23 protein-coding genes are annotated in these 25,402 nt (G+C 31.0%); 15 read left to right on the top strand and 8 right to left on the bottom strand.

Annotation, left to right across the window (positions count from 1 at the left end):
* Positions 1-11 precede the first annotated feature (11 nt).
* The 4 genes from sufB to sufD are packed head-to-tail and all read left to right on the top strand — an operon-like array spanning position 12 to position 4,019.
* Positions 12-1,460 (top strand): Fe-S cluster assembly protein SufB, encoded by a 1,449-nt coding sequence (gene sufB / locus ACFQZW_RS06365; RefSeq protein ID WP_298262635.1) that lies wholly within the window; start codon positions 12-14, stop codon positions 1,458-1,460.
* A 1-nt stretch (position 1,461) separates the two neighbouring features.
* Positions 1,462-1,959, top strand: coding sequence for a flavodoxin family protein (locus tag ACFQZW_RS06360; protein WP_298284964.1), 498 nt, complete (start codon positions 1,462-1,464; stop codon positions 1,957-1,959).
* Positions 1,952-2,689 (top strand): Fe-S cluster assembly ATPase SufC, encoded by a 738-nt coding sequence (gene sufC / locus ACFQZW_RS06355; RefSeq protein WP_298262637.1) that lies wholly within the window; start codon positions 1,952-1,954, stop codon positions 2,687-2,689. Before ACFQZW_RS06360 ends, sufC begins: the two co-directional genes overlap by 8 nt.
* 7 nt (positions 2,690-2,696) lie before the next feature.
* Positions 2,697-4,019 carry a Fe-S cluster assembly protein SufD gene (sufD, locus tag ACFQZW_RS06350; RefSeq protein ID WP_298262638.1) on the top strand — a complete coding sequence of 441 codons (1,323 nt, stop codon included), beginning with the start codon at positions 2,697-2,699 and terminating at the stop codon, positions 4,017-4,019.
* Between the two features lie 56 nt (positions 4,020-4,075).
* Here sufD and ACFQZW_RS06345 read toward each other — a convergent pair whose 3' ends face one another.
* Positions 4,076-5,179 (bottom strand): OmpA family protein, encoded by a 1,104-nt coding sequence (locus tag ACFQZW_RS06345; RefSeq protein WP_386781862.1) that lies wholly within the window; start codon positions 5,177-5,179, stop codon positions 4,076-4,078.
* Positions 5,180-5,221: 42 nt separating this feature from the next.
* On the bottom strand, positions 5,222-6,559 hold the full coding sequence (locus ACFQZW_RS06340) for a serine hydrolase domain-containing protein (RefSeq protein ID WP_386781860.1): 1,338 nt from the start codon (positions 6,557-6,559) through the stop codon (positions 5,222-5,224).
* Between the two features lie 132 nt (positions 6,560-6,691).
* On the opposite strand from ACFQZW_RS06340, the gene ACFQZW_RS06335 reads away from it, so the two are divergent.
* The 3 genes from ACFQZW_RS06335 (at position 6,692) to ACFQZW_RS06325 (ending at position 9,601) form a co-directional block, all read left to right on the top strand.
* The gene (locus ACFQZW_RS06335; RefSeq protein WP_386781858.1) at positions 6,692-7,906 is read left to right on the top strand and encodes an aminotransferase class V-fold PLP-dependent enzyme; all 1,215 of its coding nucleotides are present in this window, start codon (positions 6,692-6,694) and stop codon (positions 7,904-7,906) included.
* Between the two features lie 173 nt (positions 7,907-8,079).
* On the top strand, positions 8,080-9,123 hold the full coding sequence (locus ACFQZW_RS06330) for a M43 family zinc metalloprotease (RefSeq protein ID WP_386781856.1): 1,044 nt from the start codon (positions 8,080-8,082) through the stop codon (positions 9,121-9,123).
* A 73-nt stretch (positions 9,124-9,196) separates the two neighbouring features.
* Positions 9,197-9,601: a hypothetical protein gene (locus tag ACFQZW_RS06325; protein ID WP_386781854.1), complete on the top strand. Its 405-nt coding sequence runs from the start codon at positions 9,197-9,199 to the stop codon at positions 9,599-9,601.
* Between the two features lie 2 nt (positions 9,602-9,603).
* Here the strand turns inward: ACFQZW_RS06325 and ACFQZW_RS06320 are convergent, their stop codons facing one another.
* Positions 9,604-10,236: a ribonuclease H1 domain-containing protein gene (locus tag ACFQZW_RS06320; RefSeq protein WP_372802107.1), complete on the bottom strand. Its 633-nt coding sequence runs from the start codon at positions 10,234-10,236 to the stop codon at positions 9,604-9,606.
* The gene (purN, locus tag ACFQZW_RS06315) at positions 10,229-10,798 is read right to left on the bottom strand and encodes a phosphoribosylglycinamide formyltransferase (RefSeq protein ID WP_386781851.1); all 570 of its coding nucleotides are present in this window, start codon (positions 10,796-10,798) and stop codon (positions 10,229-10,231) included. Before purN ends, ACFQZW_RS06320 begins: the two co-directional genes overlap by 8 nt.
* A gap of 221 nt (positions 10,799-11,019) precedes the next feature.
* On the opposite strand from purN, the gene ACFQZW_RS06310 reads away from it, so the two are divergent.
* From ACFQZW_RS06310 to pyk, 5 genes are all read left to right on the top strand, one after another.
* Positions 11,020-11,256 carry an acyl carrier protein gene (locus ACFQZW_RS06310; protein WP_134248150.1) on the top strand — a complete coding sequence of 79 codons (237 nt, stop codon included), beginning with the start codon at positions 11,020-11,022 and terminating at the stop codon, positions 11,254-11,256.
* Positions 11,257-11,262: 6 nt separating this feature from the next.
* Positions 11,263-12,513, top strand: a complete 1,251-nt coding sequence (gene fabF / locus ACFQZW_RS06305) for a beta-ketoacyl-ACP synthase II (protein ID WP_386781849.1) — start codon at positions 11,263-11,265, stop codon at positions 12,511-12,513.
* A gap of 15 nt (positions 12,514-12,528) precedes the next feature.
* Positions 12,529-13,269 (top strand): ribonuclease III, encoded by a 741-nt coding sequence (rnc, locus tag ACFQZW_RS06300; RefSeq protein ID WP_298284984.1) that lies wholly within the window; start codon positions 12,529-12,531, stop codon positions 13,267-13,269.
* Positions 13,270-13,359: 90 nt separating this feature from the next.
* Positions 13,360-13,818: an IPExxxVDY family protein gene (locus ACFQZW_RS06295; RefSeq protein WP_386781846.1), complete on the top strand. Its 459-nt coding sequence runs from the start codon at positions 13,360-13,362 to the stop codon at positions 13,816-13,818.
* A 2-nt stretch (positions 13,819-13,820) separates the two neighbouring features.
* On the top strand, positions 13,821-15,269 hold the full coding sequence (gene pyk, locus ACFQZW_RS06290) for a pyruvate kinase (protein WP_386781844.1): 1,449 nt from the start codon (positions 13,821-13,823) through the stop codon (positions 15,267-15,269).
* Here pyk and ACFQZW_RS06285 read toward each other — a convergent pair.
* A complete protein-coding gene (locus ACFQZW_RS06285; RefSeq protein ID WP_386781842.1) occupies positions 15,266-16,360 on the bottom strand; it encodes a DUF2891 domain-containing protein in 1,095 nt (364 codons plus the stop codon). The genes pyk and ACFQZW_RS06285 overlap by 4 nt on opposite strands.
* 2 nt (positions 16,361-16,362) lie before the next feature.
* Positions 16,363-18,678 (bottom strand): M28 family peptidase, encoded by a 2,316-nt coding sequence (locus ACFQZW_RS06280; protein ID WP_386781840.1) that lies wholly within the window; start codon positions 18,676-18,678, stop codon positions 16,363-16,365.
* Positions 18,679-18,836: 158 nt separating this feature from the next.
* On the opposite strand from ACFQZW_RS06280, the gene ACFQZW_RS06275 reads away from it, so the two are divergent.
* Positions 18,837-20,252: an alkaline phosphatase gene (locus tag ACFQZW_RS06275; RefSeq protein WP_298262652.1), complete on the top strand. Its 1,416-nt coding sequence runs from the start codon at positions 18,837-18,839 to the stop codon at positions 20,250-20,252.
* Between the two features lie 9 nt (positions 20,253-20,261).
* Here ACFQZW_RS06275 and ACFQZW_RS06270 read toward each other — a convergent pair whose 3' ends face one another.
* Positions 20,262-20,609 carry a hypothetical protein gene (locus tag ACFQZW_RS06270; protein ID WP_298284998.1) on the bottom strand — a complete coding sequence of 116 codons (348 nt, stop codon included), beginning with the start codon at positions 20,607-20,609 and terminating at the stop codon, positions 20,262-20,264.
* A gap of 83 nt (positions 20,610-20,692) precedes the next feature.
* Complete coding sequence (locus ACFQZW_RS06265) at positions 20,693-21,253, bottom strand: HNH endonuclease (protein ID WP_298262654.1); 561 nt, start codon at positions 21,251-21,253, stop codon at positions 20,693-20,695.
* A 182-nt stretch (positions 21,254-21,435) separates the two neighbouring features.
* Between ACFQZW_RS06265 and ACFQZW_RS06260 the strand changes: the two genes are divergently transcribed.
* Positions 21,436-21,774 carry a single-stranded DNA-binding protein gene (locus tag ACFQZW_RS06260; protein WP_298262655.1) on the top strand — a complete coding sequence of 113 codons (339 nt, stop codon included), beginning with the start codon at positions 21,436-21,438 and terminating at the stop codon, positions 21,772-21,774.
* A 578-nt stretch (positions 21,775-22,352) separates the two neighbouring features.
* The gene (locus ACFQZW_RS06255; protein WP_386781836.1) at positions 22,353-25,382 is read left to right on the top strand and encodes a hypothetical protein; all 3,030 of its coding nucleotides are present in this window, start codon (positions 22,353-22,355) and stop codon (positions 25,380-25,382) included.
* Positions 25,383-25,402 lie beyond the last annotated feature (20 nt).

Below are 25,402 nucleotides of genomic sequence, written 5' to 3'. Positions count from 1 at the left end.
AAAATTTTGAAATGAGTAAATTTACTGAAGACGATTTAAAGAAAGAACTCGAAACTAAAGAGTACGAATACGGTTTTTATACAGATATTGAAGCTGATAAATTTCCAGTAGGCTTAAGTGAAGAAGTGGTGATTGCAATTTCTAAAAAGAAAAATGAGCCTGAATGGATGACTTTATGGAGATTGGATGCTTTTAAAATTTGGAAAGAAATGGAAGAACCAGAATGGGCAAATGTTCATTACGAAAAACCAAAATTTCAAGAAATTAGCTATTATTCTGCTCCTAAAAAAAAGCCAAAATTAGACAGTTTAGACCAAGTTGATCCTGAATTATTAAAAACTTTCGAAAAATTAGGAATCTCAATTGATGAACAAAAACGTTTATCTAATGTAGCGGTTGATGTTGTTATGGATTCCGTTTCCGTAGCTACAACTTTCAAAAAAACCTTGAACGAAAAAGGCATCATTTTTTGCCCTATTTCAGAAGCCATTCAAGAACATCCAGAATTAGTAAAAAAATATTTAGGAACCATTGTTCCAAAAACCGATAACTTTTATGCGGCTCTAAACTCTGCTGTATTTTCTGATGGTTCTTTTTGCTATATTCCAAAAGGCGTTACTTGCCCAATGGAACTTTCTACCTATTTTAGAATAAATGAAGGTGGAACCGGACAATTTGAAAGAACCTTAGTTGTTGCTGATAAAGGAAGTTTTGTAAGCTATTTAGAAGGTTGTACAGCACCTGCTCGTGATGAAAATCAACTTCATGCTGCTGTTGTAGAATTGATAGCTTTAGACGATGCTGAAATAAAATATTCAACCGTACAAAATTGGTTTCCTGGAGATGCTGAAGGTAAAGGAGGAGTTTATAATTTTGTAACTAAAAGAGGCTTGTGTGAAAAAAATGCTAAAATCTCTTGGACACAAGTTGAAACTGGAAGTGCTGTTACCTGGAAATATCCAAGTTGCATATTAAAAGGAGATAACTCAGTTGGTGAATTTTATTCTATCGCAGTCACTAATAATTACCAACAAGCTGATACTGGTACTAAAATGATTCATTTAGGGAACAATACCAAAAGTACCATTATTTCTAAAGGTATTTCAGCTGGAAAATCTCAAAACTCCTACAGAGGACTTGTTCAAGTTGGGGCAAGAGCCAATAATGCTCGTAACTTTTCACAATGTGACTCATTATTAATGGGAAATAAATGTGGAGCGCATACATTTCCTTACATTGAAGCAAAAAATAAAACCGCACAAATTGAACACGAAGCAACCACAAGCAAAATTGGAGAAGATCAATTATTTTATTGTAATCAGCGTGGAATAGATACAGAAAAAGCAATTGCACTAATTGTCAATGGCTTTAGCAAAGAAGTTCTAAATAAGTTACCGATGGAATTTGCTGTTGAAGCTCAAAAATTATTAGAAATAAGTTTAGAAGGAAGTGTTGGGTAATATGAAAAATAACAAAGTTATAATAGTAGGTTCTTCTAGAAGCAATGGAAATACTTCAAAAGTTATTTCTACTATTTCAAAAAAACAACATATTGATGTGGTTGATTTAAATGATTACACCATTTCGTATTACGATTATGAAAGTAAAAATTTAAACGATGATTTTTTACCACTCATAAAATCTATTATTGAAAAATACGACACACTTATCTTTGCCACACCTGTTTATTGGTACAATATGAGTGGCATTATGAAAGTATTTTTTGACAGATTTTCAGACTTAATTAGAATTGAAAAAGAAACTGGAAGGAAATTAAGAGGTAAAAATATGTTTGTAATTTCTAATTCACATGACAATAAAATAGATGCAAATTTTTACATCCCCTTTCAAAAGTCAGCAAATTATTTAGGGATGAATTATACTGGAGAATTGCACTTAAATGCTGATAATATAAAAGAATTAAACAATATAGAATTAACACAACTCTACAATGCTTAGTATAAAAAATTTACACGCAAGTATCAACGATAAAGAGATTTTAAAAGGAATTAATCTTGAAATAAAAGCTGGTGAAGTACACGCAATTATGGGCCCTAATGGCTCTGGAAAAAGTACACTTTCATCAGTAATAGCAGGAAAAGAAGAATATGAAGTAACAGAAGGCTCCGTAGTTTTAAACAATGAAGATTTGGAAGATTTAGCTCCAGAAGAAAGAGCACACAAAGGGATTTTCTTATCATTTCAATATCCTATTGAAATTCCAGGTGTAACTGTTACAAATTTTATTAAAACAGCAATTAATGAAACTCGAAAAGCTAAAGGTTTAGATGAGTTGCCAGCTAAAGATATGCTGAAATTAATTAGAGAAAAAGCTGATTTATTAGAAATTGACCGTAAATTTTTATCGCGTTCTTTAAATGAAGGATTTTCTGGAGGTGAAAAAAAACGTAATGAAATTTTTCAAATGGCAATGTTAGAACCTCAACTAGCTATTTTAGATGAAACTGACTCAGGATTAGATATTGATGCACTAAAAGTAGTTGCTAACGGAGTTAACAAGTTAAAAAACAAGGATAATGCAGTATTAGTAATTACTCACTATCAACGTTTATTAGATTATATTGTTCCAGATTATGTTCACGTTTTATATAATGGAAAAATTGTAAAATCTGGCGGGAAAGAATTAGCTTTAGAATTAGAAGAAAAAGGATACGATTGGTTGAAATAATAAAACTATGGATTTAAAAGAAAAATTGGTTACTTCATTTTTGGCATTTGAAAATAAGGGTGGATTAGATTTAGATTCAAATGTACATTCCATACGATCTAAAGCCATTCAAAATTTTGAAAAAGAAGGGTTTCCAACTAAAAAAGATGAAGAATGGAAATACACGAGTCTTAATAGTTTATTAAAACATGACTTTAGCTTATTTCCTGAAACCAAAAAAGCAGTAGGATTTAAAAACGTAAAAGAATTTTTAATTAATGATATTGAATCCTATACCTTAATATTTATAGATGGTGTTTTTAGTTCATTTTTATCGGACACTACGCATGATGATTGCGATGTTTGTGTGCTTTCATCAGCTTTAACTCGTCCAAAATACAAAATGGTGGTTGACAATTACTTTAACACCATAGCTAAAGACAATAATAGTTTATCTGACTTAAACACCGCTTTTGCTAAAGAAGGAGCATTTATTAACATTCCAAAAAACACAATTGTTCCTAAACCAATTCAAATATTAAACTTTTCAACTGGAAGTGAATCGGAAGTAATGATTCAACCTAGAAATTTAGTAGTAGTAGGTGAAAATTCTCATGTTCAAATTATAGAACGTCACCAAAATTTATCAAAAAATACGGTACTCACCAATGCTGTTACAGAAATATTTGTACATAAAAGAGCCATTGTTGATTATTACAAGATTCAAAATGATACAGAAACTTCTTCTTTAATTGATAGTACTTTTGTTTCACAAAAACAACAAAGTGTTGCTTCAGTTCACACCTATTCTTTTGGAGGAAAATTAACTAGAAATAATTTAGAGTTTTACCATGAAGGAGAGCATATTACTTCTAACTTAAATGGTATTTCTATTTTAAATAACAAGCAACATGTTGATAATCATACTCTAGTTAACCATAAACACCCTAATTGTGAAAGCCATGAACTTTACAAAGGCATATATGCAGATAAATCTACTGGTGTTTTCAACGGAAAAGTTATTGTTCAACAAGAAGCTCAAAAAACAAATGCCTTTCAACAAAACAATAATATTTTAATGGATGATGGAGCAAGTATTAATGCAAAACCTCAATTAGAAATTTTTGCAGATGACGTAAAATGTTCACATGGTTGTACTATTGGTCAATTAGATGATAGTGCTTTATTTTACATGCAATCTAGAGGAATTCCAAAAAAAGAAGCCAAAGCATTATTGTTATTTGCTTTTGGAAATGATGTAGTTGAAAAAATTAAAATTCCGCAATTAAAAACTAGAATTACTAAACTGATAGCAAAAAACCTAGGAGTTGAATTAGGTTTTGAATTTTAAACATATTTAATTTATATAAAGAGCTACTATTTAGTAGCTCTTTTTTTATGCTCATATTAATGTTTGAGAACTTCAGGATTTAACACTACAAACTCTGTTCTTCTGTTTAATTGATGCTCAATTTCTGCGCATTTAACATTGTTTTTACAGTGATTAACCAACCTTGTTTCTCCATATCCTCTTCCAATAATCCTTGTAGAATCAACACCTTTTTTAAGCATCCAACGAATAACAGATTTAGATCTATCTTCTGATAGTTTTAAATTATACTCATCAGAAGCTTTAGAATCTGTATGAGATTGTAATTCAACTTTAATTTTAGGATACTTAACCAATATGCTTAAAACCCTTTGTAATTCTAACTCAGCTTCATCTCTAATATCAAATCTATCATTATCAAAATAGATTGAATGGGCATTAATTTTTAATACATCTTTTTCTTTTATAAAATCATTTAAATCAAGTTGTACCTCCTCTACAGAAGGTTTTTTAGTATAAATACTACTTGCATAATTTTTACATTTAACTCTCAACGGCTTGGCGATAGGGTAATCATTATTTAAATCAAAATCTTTCAAATAACCATCATCTGCATAATTATCTAACTCAACTATCGCAACATTTTCAAACTCAAACATTACTCTACTTGTAGCCCCTTCATTTTCATCTACATTGCCTACAACAATTATTGTTGGAGGAGTGTTAATAACCGTTAAATTTGTTTCTTTAGCCGTTCCAAGAAATTTCAATTTTGTATCACAATTTGTTGCCAAAGCTTCATTATTTGGTCCATCAATGTCATTAATAATAAATCTGAAATTATTTAATGCAATAGGCGTACGTTTATCAGATTGTAAAAATGTAAATCTTATTCTACTTAAATTCTTTGGAATTCCTGATGAAGATGCTATTGAACTGTACCTAATATTATCTTTGTTTTGTGTAAAAACTCCATTTTGAGGCCCACTAATTCTTTGAGCTCTTATATATTTTAGCGAAGGAATACTTGATAACACTCTAAATAAGGCATTGCTTGTTTCATTTCCAGAAACCACTTTTGTAATGGCTACTGTTTCATAATTTTGGGCTACTCCACCAATTGAAATCAAAAACAATGCAGTAATAATATTCAACTTTAAATAAAAAAAAATCACCTTCATACTTGAGTATTTTTCTATATCCCTATTTTTAATAGCCCAAATTTATTGAATAGCTGAAGTCACTTCTCTTAAAAATTGATCAATATTAAACAATGGATTTTCTGCCAAGCCAAAACGCACTACAACTAAATCTTTTGAAGGAATTATAAAAACATGCTGACCTTGATATCCATTACAAGAAAACAAATCGCGTGGAACATTTGGATATACACCTCCTGCATTTAGCCAAAACTGAGCGCCATATTCACCATTTGAACCATTTGTTGGAGTTTTACTGTAGTGTACCCAAGATGAATTTAATAGTTGTTCTCCATTCCAATTTCCATTATGAAGGTATAACAATCCGAATTTTGCCCAATCACGAGCGGTTGCCCAAGCATAAGAAGACCCCACGTAGTTTCCTGAAATGTCTGTTTCAATAATCATTGAGTCCATTCCAATTTTATCAATTAATTCGGTATACCAAAAATCTAGATATTCTTGATGTGTTTGAAATTGATTTCTAATAAATCTAGATAATAAATTGGTAGTTCCAGAGGAATAATTCCAGCTATTATTGGACTCATTAACTAAAGGTTTATTAAGTTGAATTTCAGTCATATCATCCGCTAAAAACAACATTTTAGTGACGTCTGAAATATTGTTGTAATCTTCAACCCACTCCAAACCACTATTCATTTGAAGCAAATTATTTAAAGTAATTTTGGCACGATTATCTTGTTTCCATTCTGGAAATAAATTAGTTTGATTGACATTGATTTTCCCCTGCTTTTCTAAAATTCCTAAAACTCCATTGGTAATGCTTTTTGTCATAGACCATCCTAATAATTTTGTATCTTTATTAAATCCTGAACTGTATTTTTCTGCTACAATTTGGTCTTTATAAATAACCACAACAGCTCTAGTTCTTTTCAGCTGTTCTCCTTCTTTATCAAAAGCTTTATCTACAGCATTTTGTAATACTTGGTAATTAATATTAAAAAACAGGGTATCTTTTTGAGCCAAATTACCATATGGAAATGGTAGCTTTTTGTTTGAAATTTTTCTATTAGGCTTAAAATCTATGTTTTTATAATCTTCAGGAAGTAAAACACAACCAACTCCTTGTTTGTAAATAGCTTTTCTTTTTTTTAAACCAAATACGGTTGAAGTTACCGATTTTTCTTCTTCATTAACTACATTTTTAGCATAATAAACTGGGTTAATATCATTATCTCCTGCTTCAATAGAAGCTAAATCTCTACCTGCCTCAAAAGTACAAGAGCAAACACTTTTTGCTGCAAAACCAGTAATAATATTTAAGCGAGGATAATTATAAACCATTAAACCAATGGTAATAATTAGCAAAGGAATAACTCCAAATTTCACTATTTTTTTCATGTAATTTCAATTAAAATAAGTGTTAAAAATAACATTAATTTTATCAGTTTAAAAAAAAGATTTTAATAACAATAACTTTAAAACAATATGGATTTTGTAATTTTGTATTTAGAATCATTCTAAAAAAAGAATATGATAGACATTAAGAAAGTTAGAGCTGATTTTCCAATTTTAAATTCAACTGTAAACGGAAAACCCCTAGTATATTTAGACAATGCTGCAACCAGTCAAAAACCTCAGGTTGTAATAGATGCCATTGTTAATTATTACACTACTATTAATTCAAATATTCATAGGGGCGTACACACCTTAAGTCAAAAAGCAACTGAAGCTTATGAACAAGCTCGTATCAAATTGCAACAACATTTTAATGCTAAAAAAAGTTTTGAAATAATACTAACTGCTGGTACTACCCATAGCATAAATATTGTAGCAACTGGTTTTACTTCTTTCTTAAAAAAGAACGATGAAATAATCGTTTCTGCTATGGAACATCACTCAAATATTGTTCCTTGGCAAATGCTATGTAAACGAACTGGTGCTATTTTAAAGGTTATTCCAATGAATAATGAAGGAGAGTTATTAATGAATGAGTATGATAAATTACTATCGCACAAAACTAAACTAGTATTTGTAAATCATGTTTCAAATGCCTTAGGCACTATCAATCCAATTCAAGAAATTATTGATAAAGCACATAACGTTGGCGCAGCAGTTTTAATTGATGGAGCGCAAAGTTGTCCACATATTAAACCCGATGTGCAAAAATTAGATGCTGATTTCTATGTAGCCTCTGCCCACAAACTATGTGGCCCAACAGGTGTTGGTATTTTATATGGAAAAGAAGAATGGTTAAACAAACTCCCTCCCTATCAAGGTGGTGGAGAAATGATTAAACAAGTTACCTTTGAAAAAACTACTTATGCCGATTTGCCTCATAAATTTGAAGCCGGCACACCTAATATTGCTGGTGTAATTGCTTTTGGAACTGCTATTGATTATATGAATAAAATTGGCTTTGACAATATAGCAGCCTATGAAAATGAGTTATTAGCTTATGCTACTAAAAAACTTCTTGCAATTGATGGACTTAAAATTTATGGAACTTCAAAAAATAAAACATCTGTAATTTCATTTAATATAGAAAATATTCACCCATATGATATTGGAACTATTATTGATAAGCTAGGAATTGCTGTAAGAACTGGTCATCATTGCGCACAACCCGTAATGGATTTCTATAAAATTCCTGGGACAGTTAGAGCTTCTTTTTCATTTTACAATACTTTTGAAGAAGTAGATTTACTATATAATGCATTAGTAAAAGCTAAAAACATGCTTTGTTAATTATTTAACATTTTAAATAGTATTGTTATATATGTTGTTTTATTGCTAATAATTCAATTTTTTTTGAATTTATTTTTACATTCTATCTGTTTTTAACATTTTTTTAATATATTCGTCCGTCTTCTTATTAAAGACAAACCTCAATTATTAACCAAAACTATTAAAAACTCAAAATGAAAAAACTAATTCTTTTTTTCGCAATTCTTGCTTTAGCTATTGTTGCATGTCAAGACAACTCTGAAGAAGCAACTCCAACTCAAGAAACTTTATCGGTGGATATGAGTGATTTTTACGTATATACTGATGATGATTTATCAAGCAGAAGCGCAACAGCTTCAAACAATGATAAGTGTTACAGTATGAAAGTTTTAAACAAGCAATTAGATGAAAACCCAGGCTTGTATAAAAAAATGTACAACATTGAAAAACACACTAGAACTGTTATTTCCTTAAAAGGAAAGCCAACAAAGCCAGGTGGAGGAAATGGTGGCGGTGGAGGAACCACACCAACACCTTATGATGGAACTATCAATATTCCTGTATATGTATATGTAATTTATTCTAATGCTAGCCAAAATATTAGTGATGCACAAGTAAATTCTCAAATTTCAGTTTTAAATGCTGATTTCAATGATACTAATTATAACGATGTGCCTACAGAATTTCAAAGCGTAGGTGCAGATATCGATATTAATTTTACCCTAGCTACCATAGACAGACAAGCAAATTCCACAACAAGCTGGGGAACAAATAACGCTGTAAAAAGTGCTTATCCAGCAGTACCAGGTCACTTAACTATTTGGGTGGCAAATATTGGTGGAGGAATTTTAGGATATGCGCAATTTCCAGGAGGAAACGCATCTACAGACGGTGTTGTAATCTCACCTCAATATTTTGGAACTACAGGTACAGCTCAAGCTCCATTTGACAAAGGACGTACTGCAACTCATGAAGTTGGTCACTGGTTAAACTTGCGTCATATTTGGGGTGATGGAAGATGTAAACAAGATGATTTTGTGGCAGATACCCCAAGCTCTGATGGACCTAACTATGGATGCCCTTCTTACCCAACTGTTAACTGTAGATCAAATGACATGACCATGAATTATATGGATTACACAGATGATGCTTGTATGAATATGTTTACATTAGGACAAAAAGATAGAATGAGAGCTATTTTTGCATCTGGTGGAGCAAGAGAAAACTTTGTTCAGTAAAATGAATTTGTTTTATTAATTTTAAAAGGAGCTTTTTGCTCCTTTTTTTATTTTTATAGAAAACCCATTTAAAATGAAAACTTTTATCTATTTATTTATAGTATTAACAACGCTTTACAGTTCTTGTAACAATCAAAACTCAAAAAATCTGGAAATAAACTACAAAGCTCAAACAAGAGGATTTAATTATGAAATTCATTTAAAAAATGATACTCTTCAAATTAATAATGACAATATTATTAAAAAAATAAAACTTCATAAAACACAACATTCCCAAATTACCAATTTGGTGAATTTAATAGATTTTAAAGAAATTAAAAATAACATTTCAACTGATGAATTCGCAGTTGACAGAGCTATTAAAGGAAAATTTAAACTTAAGTTTAACAACCAAGTTTACGAATATGAATTAGACCATCATAATTTACCCAAAAGCATTCAACAATTATTTACAACATTAGAACAAACTATAAAGTAAAATTATTTTCTACCAAAATCAGCAGGAATTTCTCCCCAAGCTTTGGTTTCCCATTTTAATATTTTAGTAGTGTATGTATTCTCTTTCAACCATTTTTCAGCCCTTTTTACAAAATCAAAAAGCGGTTTATTTTCTTCAGTAATAGGTAAATTGGTTCTACATTGCCCTTTCTTTACCCAATTTATAGCAATTTTAGAATCGGAATAAATAGGATACGTTAAATTTCGCTGTTTTAAAAACCCTAAACCATGTACTAGTGCTAAAAATTCACCAATATTATTGGTTCCTTTCTCAAATGGTCCTTGAATAAAAAGTTGTTTTTTAGATTCAGTATCAACTCCTCTATATTCCATTTTCCCTGGGTTTCCTGAACAAGCAGCATCTACTGAAATTGAAGGCATTATTGGCTTACCTATTAAAGTAAGTTCTTCATTTGATAAAGCAACTCTTTTAGTATCTTTCCCTTTATAAACATCATAAGTCTCTTTAAAAGCTTTTTCGGCTTCATCTTTTGAAGAGAATGATTTATATTGAGCTCCTTTAAAATTTGTAATATTCTTCTTACAAGCTTCCCATGAGGTAAAAACACCTGTTTTAGTTCCTTTCCAAATAACGTAAAATTTTTTTTTAGCCATTTTTTAACAACACTTTTTCAATAATTTCTGGAAAATACCTATATTCTAACTCATGAATTTTTTCAGCAACATTTTCTGCAGTATCAGTTGATAAAACTTCAAAACGTTTTTGAAAAATAATAGCGCCTTCATCATAATTTTCATTTACAAAATGAATGGTAATTCCAGATTCTCTCTCATTATTTTTTACTACTGCATTGTGCACATGCATTCCATACATACCCTTTCCTCCATACTTAGGCAATAAAGCTGGGTGAATATTTAGTATTTTATTAGGAAAAGCATTAATTATAGATATTGGGATTTTCCATAAAAAGCCAGCCAAAATAATAAAATCTGCTTTTTCTTTTAATAAATTTAAAATTTTATCCGAAAAAATAAAATCACCCTTATCAAAGGTAACACTACTAATTCCCAACCTATTAGCTCGTTCTAAAACTTTAGCCTCTTTATTATTTGACAATACCAAATCTACCGATATAGTTTTATGGTTATTAAAATATTTTATGATATTTTCAGCGTTAGTTCCTGATCCTGAGGCAAATATTGCAATACGTTTCATTTCAAATTAAATTCGTTTTTAATTTTTTAGAATATTCTATTTCAAAAAAAGAATTGTGTTTGCCACAAATAAAATAAATAATTGACAACTTTTAATGGTTAAATACAAAAACTTTTAATAATTTTAATCTGCAAAATAGGTACTTTTATCGATTAAAAGATTTTCATTTAAATAAAGTTTTATATTTTTGCCGAGTAATTAAATTTTAAAATTAAAAAATTATGTCAGACATTGCATCAAGAGTAAAAGCCATTATCGTAGATAAATTAGGCGTTGACGAAAATGAAGTAACAATCGAAGCTAGCTTTACTAACGACTTAGGAGCAGACTCACTTGATACTGTTGAATTAATCATGGAATTCGAAAAAGAATTCGATATTCAAATACCAGACGATCAGGCTGAAAATATTGGTACTGTTGGTCAAGCAATTAGCTATATAGAAGACGCAAAAAAGTAATTTTATATGGAAATTAAACGAGTTGTAGTAACTGGACTTGGAGCATTAACACCAATAGGAAATACTGTAAAAGATTATTGGAATGGTCTCACCAATGGAGAAAGTGGAGCTACTCCAATAACGTATTTCGACGCCTCCAAGTTCAAAACTCGTTTCGCTTGCGAATTAAAAAACTTTAATGCCAACGATTTTATTGATAGAAAAGAAGCTAGAAAAATGGACAGGTTTACTCAGTATGCAATGGTTGCAACTGATGAGGCCATTTTAGATGCTAATCTTGATATTGAAAAACTAGATAAAAATAGAGTTGGTGTCATTTGGGGAGCTGGAATTGGAGGTTTAGAAACTTTTCAAAATGAAGTTTTAAACTTTGCCAATGGTGATGGCACTCCAAGATTCAACCCTTTCTTTATTCCAAAAATGATTGCAGACATTGCTCCAGGACAAATTTCCATTAAATATGGGTTTAGAGGACCAAATTTTGCAACCGTTTCTGCTTGTGCATCATCTTCCAACGCAATTATTGATGCCCTTAACTATATCCGTCTTGGATATGCAGATGTAATGGTATCTGGTGGTTCTGAAGCCGCAGTTACAATTGCTGGAATGGGAGGTTTTAATGCTCTTCAAGCACTTTCTACAAGAAATGATGACCCTACAACAGCTTCGAGACCATTTGACAAAGATCGTGATGGTTTTGTTTTAGGTGAAGGTGCAGGAACACTTATTCTTGAAGAATATGAGCACGCCAAGGCTAGAGGCGCAAAAATATATGCCGAAATAGGCGGTGGAGGTTTATCTGCCGACGCTTATCACATTACTGCCCCACACCCTGATGGATTGGGAGCTTACAACGTAATGGCAAATTGTTTAAAAGATGCTGGTTTAAAACCAGAAGATGTTGATGCTATTAACATGCACGGAACTTCAACTCCTCTTGGAGATATTGCCGAAGCTAAAGCTATTTTAGAGGTTTTTGGAGAGCATGCCTACAAGCTAAACATAAATTCAACCAAGTCAATGACTGGTCATTTACTAGGTGCTGCTGGAGCAGTTGAAGCTATTGCTTCAATACTTGCCATCAAAAATGGCATCGTACCTCCTACAATAAATCATTTCACTAGTGATGATCAAATTGACAGTAAATTAAACTTTACGTTTAATAAAGCTCAAAAACGTACTGTAAATGTAGCCATGAGTAATACTTTTGGATTTGGAGGACACAATGCTTGTGTACTCTTTAAAAAACTAGAATAACCGCTAAATTATTGAATGAACTTCATTCGTAAAATTATTGATACTCGCATTAAAAATGACGAGTCCTTTTTTGTTGAATTAAAAAAAATTATAGGATTTACTCCTAAGAACCTCTCTTTTTATAAAAAAGCATTTATACATCGCTCTGTTAAAGAGTTAGATAAAGAAACTGGCTATCCTATAAATTATGAACGTTTAGAATTTTTGGGCGATGCCATGTTAAGCGCAATTATAGCTTCCTACCTATTTAATGAAGTGCCTTCAGGAGATGAGGGATATTTAACTCAAATGAGGTCTAAAATTGTAAGTAGAGAACATTTAAATGAACTTGGAAGAGATTTAGGATTACTTCGTTTTGTAAAAAGCAATGTAGCAAGCTCAAAATTTGGAGAAAACATACATGGCAATATCTTTGAAGCTTTAGTGGGCGCTATCTATTCAGATAGAGGATATAATTATTGTAAAAAATTTATTTATAAACGCGTTATTGATCCTTATGTTGACGTTTTAAAATTAGAAGGTAAAATAACTAGTTATAAAAGTATTTTTATTGAATGGTGTCAAAAAACAAAAAAAGATTTCAATTTTGATGTTTATGAAGACACTGGGAACGATACTGTAAAACACTTTAGCGTAAAACTTTACTTAGATAAAAAAATTATTGCAAAAGGAAGAGCAACTTCTAAGAAAAAAGCTGAAGAAATTGCAGCAAAAAGAGCCTATTATGCGTTCCAAGATGAAATTTCTACATTTTAAAATTAATAATTTTACGAATACGATTTCGTAAAATTATTAGTTACTGTTAGTAAACAATAGTACTTTTGTAAACCAATATTCATTCTTTATATGCAACTATTTACGCTTGATTTTGAAGATGATTATTCACTAATCGGAATTCACTCACCTGAAGAAGATTACAGACTGGCTTATCTTTTAAATTTACATTTAAAAACAAAATTAACCAGATATAAACACCATTTAGATTTTGAAAATTCTGAAGCAGAATTTCCATTATTTGAATTTAAAGACGAAACTAATTTTAACAATTATTATTTAATTAATAACAAACACACACAGCTCAATAGCGAACTTAAAAACGAGGGTTTATTTGGAGGAAATATTAGTACAACTTCATATTTAATACCTGAAAAAAAGAACATTGATTATTTCTTGAAAATTGAAGGTTGTAACAGCGACATTTTTATCAAAAATTTAGTAGTTAACTTAAATAAAATTAAACAAATAATCACCTCTTATTCTATTGAACCTAACACATTAAAATCAAAAGATCACTTAATTTTTTAATTATGGCAGAAAACAGAAAACGAACTAAAATTGTAGCAACATTAGGACCAGCTTGCAGTACTAAAGATATCCTTGAAAAAATGATGGAATCTGGTGTAAATGTGTTCAGAGTTAATTTTTCACATGCCGAATATACCGATGTTGAGAAAAAAATAAAACTTATAAGAGAAATTAATAAAAGTCGCAACTTTAACGTTGCTATTTTAGCTGATTTGCAAGGCCCAAAATTACGTGTAGGTAAAATGGCTGAAAAAGTAAAATTAGAAGTTGGAGACACTTTTATTTTTACTACAAATAAATGCGAAGGGACTAATGAAAAGGCTTATATGACTTACCAAAATTTTCCAAAAGATGTACAAGTAGGTGAACACATTTTGGTAGATGATGGCAAACTATTATTTGAAGTTATTGATACAGATAGAGACAGTCAAGTTATAACAAAAGTATTGCGAGGTGGCAAATTAAAATCTAAAAAAGGGGTAAACTTACCTAACACTAAAATTTCATTGCCTGCACTTACAGAAAAAGATATTGAAGATGTATTATTTGCCATTAAAATGAAGGTAGATTGGATTGCTCTTTCTTTTGTGAGAACTCCTGAAGATTTAATTCAATTAAAAGAATTAATTAAAGAAAACTCTTCTTATAAAATACCAATTATAGCAAAAATTGAAAAGCCTGAAGCGGTTGAAAATATTGATAAGCTAACACCATATTGCGATGCTTTAATGTGCGCTCGAGGTGATTTGGGGGTAGAAGTTCCAATGGAAAAAGTTCCTTTGATACAAAAAAGATTAGTGCTTAAAGCTAAAAAAGCACACATTCCAATTATAATTGCTACTCAAATGATGGAAACAATGATAACCAATCAAGTTCCAACAAGAGCGGAGGTTAATGATGTTGCAAATTCAATAATGGATGGGGCTGATGCTGTAATGCTATCTGGTGAAACTTCTGTTGGAGAATTTCCATTAGAAGTGATTAAACAAATGCGAAAAATAATTGAAAGTGTAGAAAATTCTCCACTTATTTCAATGCCTGAAACTTATGTGCAATGTATTAACGAACGCTTTATTTCAAAAGCTATTTGCCATCAAGCGTCTATTATGGCAAATTCAATTAATGCAGAGGTAATTACCACTTTAACAGATTCAGGATTTACCGCTTTTCAAATTTCTTCTTGGAGACCAAAATCAAATATTCTTGTTTTCTCTTCTAACAGACGAATTTTAGCTATGTTAAATTTACTTTGGGGAGTTAAAGGCATTTATTACGATCGTTTTGTAAGCACAGATCAAACCATTGAAGACATTAATAATTTAGCCCATGAAAGAGGGTATTTAAATGAAGGTGACTTTGCAATTAACATAACTTCAATGCCTGTTAAACAAAGAGGTATGGCAAATACCATGAGAATAACAGAATATAAGGAAACCAAAAAAAGTAATTAATTACTTTTTAATATAGCATACAAAGCAAACGAAGCTAACCAATGGGCTCCGGCATATTCGCCAGAGTCCATTTTTTTATAACTATAATCAAAATGTTTGTTGGCCAAATTTAACATCTTATCATTATGTAGTGTTAAACCTATTTCATACAAACACCAAGCTCTACTAAAGTTTAAACCATCTAAATGCGCTAATTTTCCGTCGGATCTATCGGTAACTTCAGCCACTTCCAAATAAGTTGATGGATGTTGTCTGAAATTTGGTAAAAAATTGTCTAACCAACTCGTAAATTCTTCTTCCGGTAATACTTTCATCATTAAAGATGCTTCTTGTAAACAAGGAGATAAAAAATCAAATCCACCAGGCTCCCAAGTAATTGGACATCCTTTATCATTCAAATAATATTCTTTTGCTTTAACCTCAATTATAGCTGCTAACTCAGGAGCATATTTTTTTGCATAATCCAAGGCAAAAGACATACCAAAAGCGGTATTTGGATGTTCTCCTACCCTAATTGGATAGGTTAATTTTGGTAAAAATTCTATGTATTTATTTTCTATTAATTTTACTAAAGGTTCTAAATTTTGGTAAAGTTCTAAGGACTTTTCAGTGTTCCAATCTCGCAAAGTTTCTGCTACTTTTAACAGCCAAGCCCACCCGTAAGTTCGCTCAAAAGTTTTATTATGAACATCCTCAAAATACTCGATTTCTTTTAAAATATTTTCTTTGGTGATGTTTTTTTGAAGTTTCGCAAAAATGGCATCTCTATGTTCAAAGTTTGGAAGTTCTTTTAAAATATTTAATAAAGTCCAATGCCCATGTACAGAAGAGTGCCAGTCAAAACAACCATAAAACGCTGGGTGCAACTCAGAAGGCTCTTTTAAATAAGAGCTGTCTCCTAAAACTTGACCTAATTTATTGGGATACTCTTGGTCAATACATTCAAAAGCAAAATGATATAAATAATTGGCACTTTTTTTATTTAATTCGGGTTTTGGATACATCGTGGCATCTTCTAATTTAGAAGTAGTATTGGGCTGACAACCGCAGGTAATTATTCCTAAAAGGAGTACTAAAAAAATTCTTTGCATGATTAAAATTTTAGGTTCATTTTTATAACTGTTGCATCATTTAATACAAATGGTGTTGGAATCATACTTTTGGATCTAGGTTTAAACTTAAATTGGGAGTTTGTCAATAAATCATACTTAGCTTCTAATACATCTATATCAAATTGTTGATCTTTATCCACTATAAATTCTAAATCAATTAACTCACTTTCTTTAGTTATATAATAACTCATAATAGTTCCTTTAGAAATGTTTAAAACATAACCGTTTGTTGGTTTATTTTTAAGTGCTTCATCATTTACTTTAAAGGACTTAAATTTAATGGGAGTATGGGTTAAAATTTCAAATTTATTAGCATTTCTTTGTGTTACCAAACTTAAACAAACTTTCCTAGTATCATTCACAATAGTATCTGAAACTATAGAAATTAAAGGCTTTTTAAAATTTCTTATTTGGGTTTTAGTATGTAATTGTATGTTGGTTTTATACTTGCTTGCTGTGGTGTTTTTATCGTAACTGCCTTTTGTTGGATGATCTCCTAAAAACTGTTGAGTAAATGCATCTAATTTGGTATTATAACTCGCCCAATAGGCTTCATTTTTATTTACATCAATAACATATAAAATACTGTTTGGTTGCTTTCTATCCTCATTATAAGTTGCTTTTAAAGAGGCCGTTACCAACAGTAAACAACCAATAAATAAAAATAGTTGTTTCCATTTTTTATAATTTTTATACTGTTGAATAATAGGAATTAATAAACCTAATAACAACACCGTAAATACTTCGCTTATTACTAACATTTTTAATCCTAAGCCAACAGGAAACATTTGTATTAGAGGTGTAAATATGATTAATATTGGTACTACTAAAAAAGTACATACCCATAAATTATTTTTGGTTGAATTTGAAAAAAGTAATATTGAAAGTATGGTTAAAGTAATGAACACCGGAAGGATAAAAAACCCAGCTCCTTTTAAATAAAAGGAAATGCCAAAATTAACAATCAGCCAAAAAAACAGTGGAGCAATTAACAAATCTTGTGCTGTACGTTTTTTTAAAAATCCTTTATAAAACCAATAACTAATAGCCAACGTAAAAGCAACAAACATTGCAATATAATAATACCCATTGTAAGTAAATCCGTGAAGAATATCATGATACTGTGGATGAATTTTTAAAAGTAATTTCCAACCTAAATAGGTAAATAAACCAGAAATTACCAACGATAATATAAAAGGAATAAAGCCTTTTAAAACACCAATAGTAGTTAATCTATTTTTAAAAAAACCAACCAACAAAAGAATGACAAATACAACTACTGAAATAAGATACATTGGAGTTACCCAAACAAAAGGATAATGAACCAACCCTACATATGGAAAATTAAAATATACATCATCTTCATTTGCTTTTAAATTAGATAATTCACTATTTGCAAAATAATTTAAAGTTGCTTCTAAATACATAGCTTGATGTTGTAATGAATTTAAATCCATTCTTTCAAAAGAATCTTGACTGGTATGATAGTCGAAATGATCTCCTATAAAAGCAAAATTAAAACCTTCAATATCTCCCTGTTCTCTAAACACTGTTAAATCAGTATCATTGGGTAACATTTTATAAATGCTATACATTAAGGAGTTTCCAACTGGGTGTGTGGTATTTGTTTTTTGGAAAGCTTCAATTAAATTTTTGTTTCCTCCATTGGTTTCTAATAATAAATAACTTGGTCCTCCACTTCCTCTGGCTTCAAAATTTAAAACCAGTTTCACATCTTTTGCCCATGGATGATGATTTACAAATGCATTGGCTCCTAACAAACCTAGTTCTTCAGCATCAGTAAAACCAATAATAATATCGTTTTTTGGGAAGGTGTTTTTAGCTAAAAAAGCTCTAATTCCTTCTAAAATAACCACCACACCACTACCTGCATCACTAGCACCTAATGAGGAATGTGGATTAGAATCGTAATGAGATAACAACATCACCGCTTTTCCAGTTCCAGTTCCTTTAATTTTAGCTAAAATGTTTTGGGTGTTGGTGGCTGCTCGCCATTTTTTATTAACTGCTATTTGCTCTTGAATTTCAACCTCTAAACCTAATTTTTTAAGTTCATCAACTAAATAATTTTTAACAACCTCATGTTCTTTAGAGCCTGTAAAATGAGGTTTTTTAGTAATTTCTTTTAAATGCGTTAATGCGTTGTTTATAGATAATTTGTCAGTTGGTAAGTTGGTTTCAATTATTGGTTTTGGAAGTAATAAATTAAAACTAAAATAAATAGCGGCAACTATAACAAGTATCGAAAGTAGTTGGTGGTATTTTTTGGAATTCATAAGAAGTTTTTCAATTGTTTAAAAATAATTGATTTTTTTTACTATTTAAATAAATTGTTAAGATATAATTAAATACGCTTTTTTAGCAAACTATAACACCAAAATTATTTTAAAATAAGGTATATTTGACACTGTTTTTTACAAAAAATAACAATTTTATGGATAGAAGAAAATTTTTCAGAAACGGATCTCTTTTTGCAATTGGGTCTTCATTATTAAGTCCTTTTGACTTAAATGCAACCTCCTTAGATCAAGATTTAATCAATACTAATAAAAAAGCCAAAAATATAATTATTGTTGTAAGCGATGGTATGAGTACTGGTACTTTAAACATGGCTGATTTATACCTTTCAAGAAAAACAGGAAAAGGTAGTCAATGGCTACAATTGTATAAAGAAAACAAAGTAAACAGGGCTTTAATGGATATGGCTTCTGCCAATTCTATAGTTACTGATTCTGCAGCTGCAAGTTCTTCTTGGGGAAGTGGTTACCGAGTAAAAAATGGGGCATTAAATATGGGTGTCAATGGTGAAGAACACCTTCCAATTTGGCAAAAATTTAAAAGCGTAGGTAAAATGGCAGGGTGTGTTACAACGGTTCCTATTACCCATGCTACCCCTGCTGGTTTTTGTGTAAATAGTAAAAGTAGAAATGACCAAGAAGGCATTGCTGAAAAATACTTAAAACATGGTTTTGATGTGATGATGGGAGGTGGAAATAATTATTTTTCACCTGAATATCGAAAAGATAAAAAAGACATGTATCAAGCGTTTGCAACCAATGGTTATCAAGTAGTAAAAACCAGAGATGAAATGCTTCAAGCAACTAATGAACTTCCTATTTTAGGTGTTTTTTATAATGATGGATTGCCTTATACTGCTGATAGAAATAGCAGTAAAGAACTCACTGAAAAAATCCCTACCTTAGGTGAAATGACCCAAAAAGCTATTGACCGAATGAAAAATAACGAAGAAGGTTTTGTGTTACAAGTAGAAGCCGGAAAAGTTGATTGGGCTGCTCATGGCAACGATATTGCAGGTTTAATTTATGATCAAGCAGCCCATGACGAAGCGGTAAAAGTTGCTATAGATTTTGCTGAAAAAGATCAAAATACTTTGGTTATTATAACTACAGACCACGGTAACGCCAATCCTGGAGTGATTTATGGAAAAAAAGCAAATCAACAATTTGATAGCATACAACATTACAAACATACTAATGAATGGATTTTAAATGGCTTTGGAAAAGAAACTTCTATTGCTCAAATAAAAGAAAGAATTGAATATGCTAATAATATGGTTATTACCAATGAAGAAGCCAGTTTGCTTTTAAGCTATTACAACAACTTAAATGCAGAAAACGGAATTTACAATCCACGGCATTTACCTTTTAACGAATTGGCACAAATTCAAAAACAATACAACTCCGTTGGATGGATTAGTATGAATCATTCTTCCGATTATGTTGAATTGGCCATGTTTGGACCAGGAAGTGAACTATTAAACCCTTTTATTAAAAATACAGATTTACACTATTTAATGTTAGAAGCTGCAGAGGTTGAAAACAACTTTTAACAACTAGGACTATTCCTTTTTTATCAATAAATAATATTCATTTTCTAACGGCAAATACCCTTGATCATAAATATAATAATAGGTGTTCCCAGTTTTTGTAGTATAAATAGAGGTAAAAAAATTAAAATCAAAGTTGCCATCCAATAATTTGGTTCTGGTAACTTTGGTTTTACCACTGGTGTTTAAATTAGAAAGTAGCCTATAATTTTTTCGTAACCTATTATTGGTGTTTCTAATTAAGTTTTTACTCTCTTTATTTATTTTATTGTTATACGTGTTTCTGCAATAATCTGAACAGAATTTTTTATCAATCCTACCGTTGAGTACTTCACCACACTCTAAGCAATTTTTTTTCATTCTTAATTTTTAACATTCTTTTTTTCACAATTCACAACAATAATACGCTGTTTTTTATAATACTGCAACAATTTAACCTTTGTTTATTCTTCATCAATTTTTACACTTCCCCAGTTTTCACCAGTCTTTATTCTATACAATTGCATTTCTGAAATACCAAACTGTTTGGCAATCATTTTCATACGTGTTTTTCTATTGGGATCAAAAATTTTCTTTTTAATCAATCGTACTCTACCTTCGGTTAATTTTGCATAAGTTCTTTTTCCTATTCTATTTAATTTTTTAGGGTTTTTTTTATGATGCAAATACATTTCTTCTTTACTTACCCATTGTAAATTAGTAGCCTCATTGTTTAGTTTATCAAAATCTAAATGTATCACATAAGGTTGATGTTCTTTTTTTTCTAAAAACAGTTCTGCAACTACTCTATGAATATAACAATACGTACTTCTATCTTTTCCTTTTTTTCGAATCCAAAAAGTATTATACCCACCAACTAAAGAAGTTCTAGATAATTTCCAAGTAGCTTCATAGTTCTTTTTGCGTTGCACCCTGCCATAATTAGAAATTAAAAATTCATTTTCATCACACCAGTTTTCATTAACATACGGTTTCCAAATTTCATTTCTATAATGTGCTATCATAAAGTGGTTTTTTAGTTAGGGAGCTTCTCAAATATACTAAAATAATTATTCGTTTACAAACGATTACAAACATTTACATACGAAAGTAAGTAGCTAAATACCGAATTCAATTAAAAAACCAAAACATATTTGCAGTGTTGAATTGACCAAACGATGTTCAACCTAATTTAAATCCTTATCTTATGAATACGTTAAGAAACAAAGTACAGTTAATTGGAAATTTAGGAAATAACCCAGAAATAATACAATTAGACACTGGTAAAAAAATAGCAAAGTTTAGCATTGCCACCAATGAAACCTATAAAAATGCAAAAGGCGAAAAAGTTACCGATACGCAATGGCACAACGTAGTAGCTTGGAACAAAACGGCTGAAATAGCTGAACAGTATTTAGAAAAAGGCAAAGAAGTTGCTATAGAAGGAAAATTAACCTCAAGAAGTTATGATGACAAAGATGGAAACAAACGCTATATTACCGAAGTAGTGGTAAACGAACTTTTAATGCTCGGCAATAAACAATAGAGGAAAGTTGTTATGAAAAAGAAAAAAAGCACTTACCATAAGTGCTTTTTTTTATTTATATAAGTAAAGTTAGGTTAAACATTCTAAAATAATACAGTAAAAGTAAAAACCTAAGGCATAAATTTAACCATTTAATTATCTAAAATGCCATTTCCTAAAAATAGTTAATTTTAAAACTAGCTATCAATACATAACAACCAATTTAATAAAGAGCAATGATTAGTAAACAGCCTTGTTTGAAGCATTTAGGCAGTATTTTAACGCTTTTAAAATAAAGAATACACAAAAAAAAGCCGAATTAAAGTCTTTTTTTTCAGTAAAATAAGGACTTCTTAAGTAAAATATCCATCAAAAATTGAAAATAATTAGATTTTATTAAAAAGTTAACTCCTTATTTTTTAAGTTTTTAAATACAATTAAAGCATTTTTTTAGTAGATTAGCAGTAAAAAAACAATAGTTTTAGTAAATCAATTATTGCATAATAAAAATTATATATGTAGTTTTGTTGACTAATTGTAATAACACAAGTTTATTAACCTATTTAAATTTTAAAGAATATTAATTAAAAAGTTACAAAATGAAACATTTAAAAAAATTGTCGGTAGTTCTGATGATAACTACCCTATTCAGTGCTAGCTTTACATCTTGTATCGATACAGAAGTGTCGCCAGTTGTTGAAGCCATTTATGAGGCTCAGGCCGATTTAATTGCTGCACAAACTGCTGTGCAAAATGCTGAAGCTGCATTAAGAAATGCGCAAGCTAATGCTGCACAAGCACAAGCTGATTATACCGCTGCGCAAACTGCTCAGGTAGAAGCTATTACAGCAGGTATAGAAGCAGATAATGCTCACCAAGCTGCTTTACGTGAGCAAGAACTAAGATTATTAGTTGCTCAAACTGATTTAGAAGTAAATGAAGCTCAAAACGCACTAGCTATTGCTGAAGAAGAGTTTAAACTTCAAATGGCTGCACTTGTGGCTGAACTTGAAGAAGCTGGTGTTCAATTAGCTATTGAGTATGCTTACAAGTATAGAAATGCTATGTATGCTGCTAACAATATCTTAAGTGATAAATTAGATGCTGAAGAAGAATTAGCAGATGCTCAACTTATGCTTGTTGATGCTGAAGATATGACTTATGAATATCACTTAGCTCAACTTCAAAATGAAGTGACAATGTATGAGGCTGAAATAGCCTATATTACTAACTGGTTAGCACTTTTAAATGAAGATGCTGCAGATCCATTAGCTGTAATGGAAACTTTAAAAGTTCAAATTGCTGATTTAGAAGCTCAAGAAGATGCTATGGATATTTTAATGCAAGAGCAATGGAATAAAGTAATGGCTCTTTATGACCAAGATGATAATAGAGACGATGCTTTATCTAGAGCTATGGACGCTTTAAATGACCATAACAATGCTGTTAATGGAAAGATAAGTAGAGAAACTCAAATTGCAAATGCACAATCTCAAATTGCTGCTTATCAAGCTGCAATGGTTAATTATGAAGCTACCAAAACTGCACTTAATGATGCTGTACAAGCTGCTTTAGACAGAATTGGTGCAGAAGAAGCTGACAACCACCCAAGCAATCACGCTCCTGGATATGGTTTATTAGGAGATATTGAAACTAAACAAGCAGAAATTGATGCTTTAAATGCTGATACACCTACATTTAATGCTGCAGTAACTGACGCCCAAAATGCATTATCTGCTCATCAAACTGCTTTAGATGGTCTTGTAGCAACTTACAATGCTGCTGTAACTGCTTTAGCAATAGCACAAAATACTTTTGATACAGGTAACTATGATGCTCTTTTAACAAGTGCTCAAACTGCTTTAACTACTTTCCAAGCAGGTGCTTACCAAGACGCTGTAGATAACTATAACGCTGCTAAAACTGCTTTTGAAGCTGACCCTTCTGGTTCTACAGATACAGATACTGATGGAAACCACTCTAACTTTTATACTGCATCTTATAATAGTACATTTGATTTAGGTGAAATTGGTATTCATACTGATTTAGCTGGAGATACTTATATGAGAGTTGCTACATGGAAAGAAACTACTTTAGGTTCTGGTAAATATATACCAGCTACTTTATACCCAACTAAATACAATACTGCTGACTTAGCTGTTGAAGCTGCGGCTCTTATTGCTGATGCTGGTAACGGTATAGGTGCTAATGCTGATATTTGGTTATGGGAAGATAATGTTGGAGATATGGATATTGATGATATTGATGGTAATGAAGTAACTTTAGACGGACTTGAAGTTGGGTCAAATACAGATTTACATGCACTTGGTGCTAATGATGCAATTGATGCTGATGCTGAAAACATTGCTGTATTTATCAATGTAGAATCTGATGACGATTCAATATCACATGAAGTTGCATTAAACGCTGCAACAAATATGCTTGGTCAGGATGATTTCTCTGATAGAGACTTTATGACAGGTCCAGCGACTTTTGAAATTCCTTTAGTACCTGGTGATACAAGTGCTGGTTATAACGCTGCTACTCCTGAAAATGATGCTGCTGCTCATGATACTTTAACTGCACGTGCTGAGTTATGGAACTTACAATTGGCTGTAGAAATTGCACAGTTTAACAAAGATAATGCTGCTGTTTTATTACAAGCTGCAATTGATTTATTCAACGAGCAAAAAGCATTATATGATGACGGTTTAGCAACTCAAGCTACTTTAGCTGCTGCTGTAGCTACAGCACAAAGTGCTTTAAATGCACACCTAGCTTTAATTGCTACTGCAACTAATGAGAAAAACGCTCTTTTAGCTGAATTAGGTTCTGATGATTATAGTACAAGAGATACAAGTATTGCTAGTAATTTAGAACTTTCTTGGGATGACCACGCTAACGATGGTTTACCAGTAGGTAGTGAAATTTATGACATACTTGCATCTGCTAAGTGGGATTCTGATGGTGATACTAATGCTGATTCATTAACTGCGTATGCTGAATTATGGAATGCTCAAAATGCATATGACGATCATACAAATTATTCTTTAGCACAATACCAATCTATGATTGATGGTGCTCAAGCTAATATCGACCTTTGGAATGCTGAAATAGCTAACATTATACCTATCATTGATGCTAAATATGCTGTAGTTACTGGTTTATTCCCTACTTTAGATAATTTAGGAGTTGAATATACTTTTGAAGTAGATGCAGCTGGTTTAGGAACTTTAGTAGTTATTAACTTTGGTGAATTATCATCATTATACTCTGACTTACACGCTGCAATTATTGCTGAGTGGCAAGTATACTGGGATCTTGAATTACAAGATGAAATGATTCACGACGAACAAGATTACCTAGAAGACTTATTAGATGAGTACGAAGATCAATACGAAAACTTATTTGATGACATCGCTGATTTTGAAGATGATTTAGCTACTGCTCAAGATGATTTAGAAGAAGCTAAGGCTGCTTTAGCTCTAGCAACAAATGATAAAAATGCTGCTGAAGCTTATATTACATACTTAGAAGCTAAAATAGCTAACTTAGAAGTACGTCACGCAAATGCATTAGCAATTGCAGCTCAATATAAAGCATTAATGGATGCTGCATTAGCGTCATAATAAGATTCTTTAAGTAAAAT

The sequence above is a fragment of the Lutibacter aestuarii genome (genome assembly GCF_042676885.1).
Taxonomy (GTDB): Bacteria; Bacteroidota; Bacteroidia; order Flavobacteriales; family Flavobacteriaceae; genus Lutibacter; species Lutibacter aestuarii.
This window is presented reverse-complemented; position numbering and strand designations above follow the sequence as displayed.

Coding starts and splice junctions, on each gene's coding strand:
- rnc (WP_298284984.1), top strand. CDS start 12,529: ATGAACTTCATTCGTAAAATTATTGATACTCGCATTAAAAATGACGAG.
- sufD (WP_298262638.1), top strand. CDS start 2,697: ATGGATTTAAAAGAAAAATTGGTTACTTCATTTTTGGCATTTGAAAAT.
- ACFQZW_RS06360 (WP_298284964.1), top strand. CDS start 1,462: ATGAAAAATAACAAAGTTATAATAGTAGGTTCTTCTAGAAGCAATGGA.
- ACFQZW_RS06345 (WP_386781862.1), bottom strand. CDS start 5,179: ATGAAGGTGATTTTTTTTTATTTAAAGTTGAATATTATTACTGCATTG.
- ACFQZW_RS06295 (WP_386781846.1), top strand. CDS start 13,360: ATGCAACTATTTACGCTTGATTTTGAAGATGATTATTCACTAATCGGA.
- ACFQZW_RS06335 (WP_386781858.1), top strand. CDS start 6,692: ATGATAGACATTAAGAAAGTTAGAGCTGATTTTCCAATTTTAAATTCA.
- ACFQZW_RS06330 (WP_386781856.1), top strand. CDS start 8,080: ATGAAAAAACTAATTCTTTTTTTCGCAATTCTTGCTTTAGCTATTGTT.
- sufB (WP_298262635.1), top strand. CDS start 12: ATGAGTAAATTTACTGAAGACGATTTAAAGAAAGAACTCGAAACTAAA.
- ACFQZW_RS06260 (WP_298262655.1), top strand. CDS start 21,436: ATGAATACGTTAAGAAACAAAGTACAGTTAATTGGAAATTTAGGAAAT.
- ACFQZW_RS06325 (WP_386781854.1), top strand. CDS start 9,197: ATGAAAACTTTTATCTATTTATTTATAGTATTAACAACGCTTTACAGT.
- ACFQZW_RS06265 (WP_298262654.1), bottom strand. CDS start 21,253: ATGATAGCACATTATAGAAATGAAATTTGGAAACCGTATGTTAATGAA.
- ACFQZW_RS06275 (WP_298262652.1), top strand. CDS start 18,837: ATGGATAGAAGAAAATTTTTCAGAAACGGATCTCTTTTTGCAATTGGG.
- sufC (WP_298262637.1), top strand. CDS start 1,952: ATGCTTAGTATAAAAAATTTACACGCAAGTATCAACGATAAAGAGATT.
- ACFQZW_RS06310 (WP_134248150.1), top strand. CDS start 11,020: ATGTCAGACATTGCATCAAGAGTAAAAGCCATTATCGTAGATAAATTA.
- ACFQZW_RS06255 (WP_386781836.1), top strand. CDS start 22,353: ATGAAACATTTAAAAAAATTGTCGGTAGTTCTGATGATAACTACCCTA.
- ACFQZW_RS06340 (WP_386781860.1), bottom strand. CDS start 6,559: ATGAAAAAAATAGTGAAATTTGGAGTTATTCCTTTGCTAATTATTACC.
- ACFQZW_RS06285 (WP_386781842.1), bottom strand. CDS start 16,360: ATGCAAAGAATTTTTTTAGTACTCCTTTTAGGAATAATTACCTGCGGT.
- ACFQZW_RS06280 (WP_386781840.1), bottom strand. CDS start 18,678: ATGAATTCCAAAAAATACCACCAACTACTTTCGATACTTGTTATAGTT.
- ACFQZW_RS06270 (WP_298284998.1), bottom strand. CDS start 20,609: ATGAAAAAAAATTGCTTAGAGTGTGGTGAAGTACTCAACGGTAGGATT.
- purN (WP_386781851.1), bottom strand. CDS start 10,798: ATGAAACGTATTGCAATATTTGCCTCAGGATCAGGAACTAACGCTGAA.
- fabF (WP_386781849.1), top strand. CDS start 11,263: ATGGAAATTAAACGAGTTGTAGTAACTGGACTTGGAGCATTAACACCA.
- pyk (WP_386781844.1), top strand. CDS start 13,821: ATGGCAGAAAACAGAAAACGAACTAAAATTGTAGCAACATTAGGACCA.
- ACFQZW_RS06320 (WP_372802107.1), bottom strand. CDS start 10,236: ATGGCTAAAAAAAAATTTTACGTTATTTGGAAAGGAACTAAAACAGGT.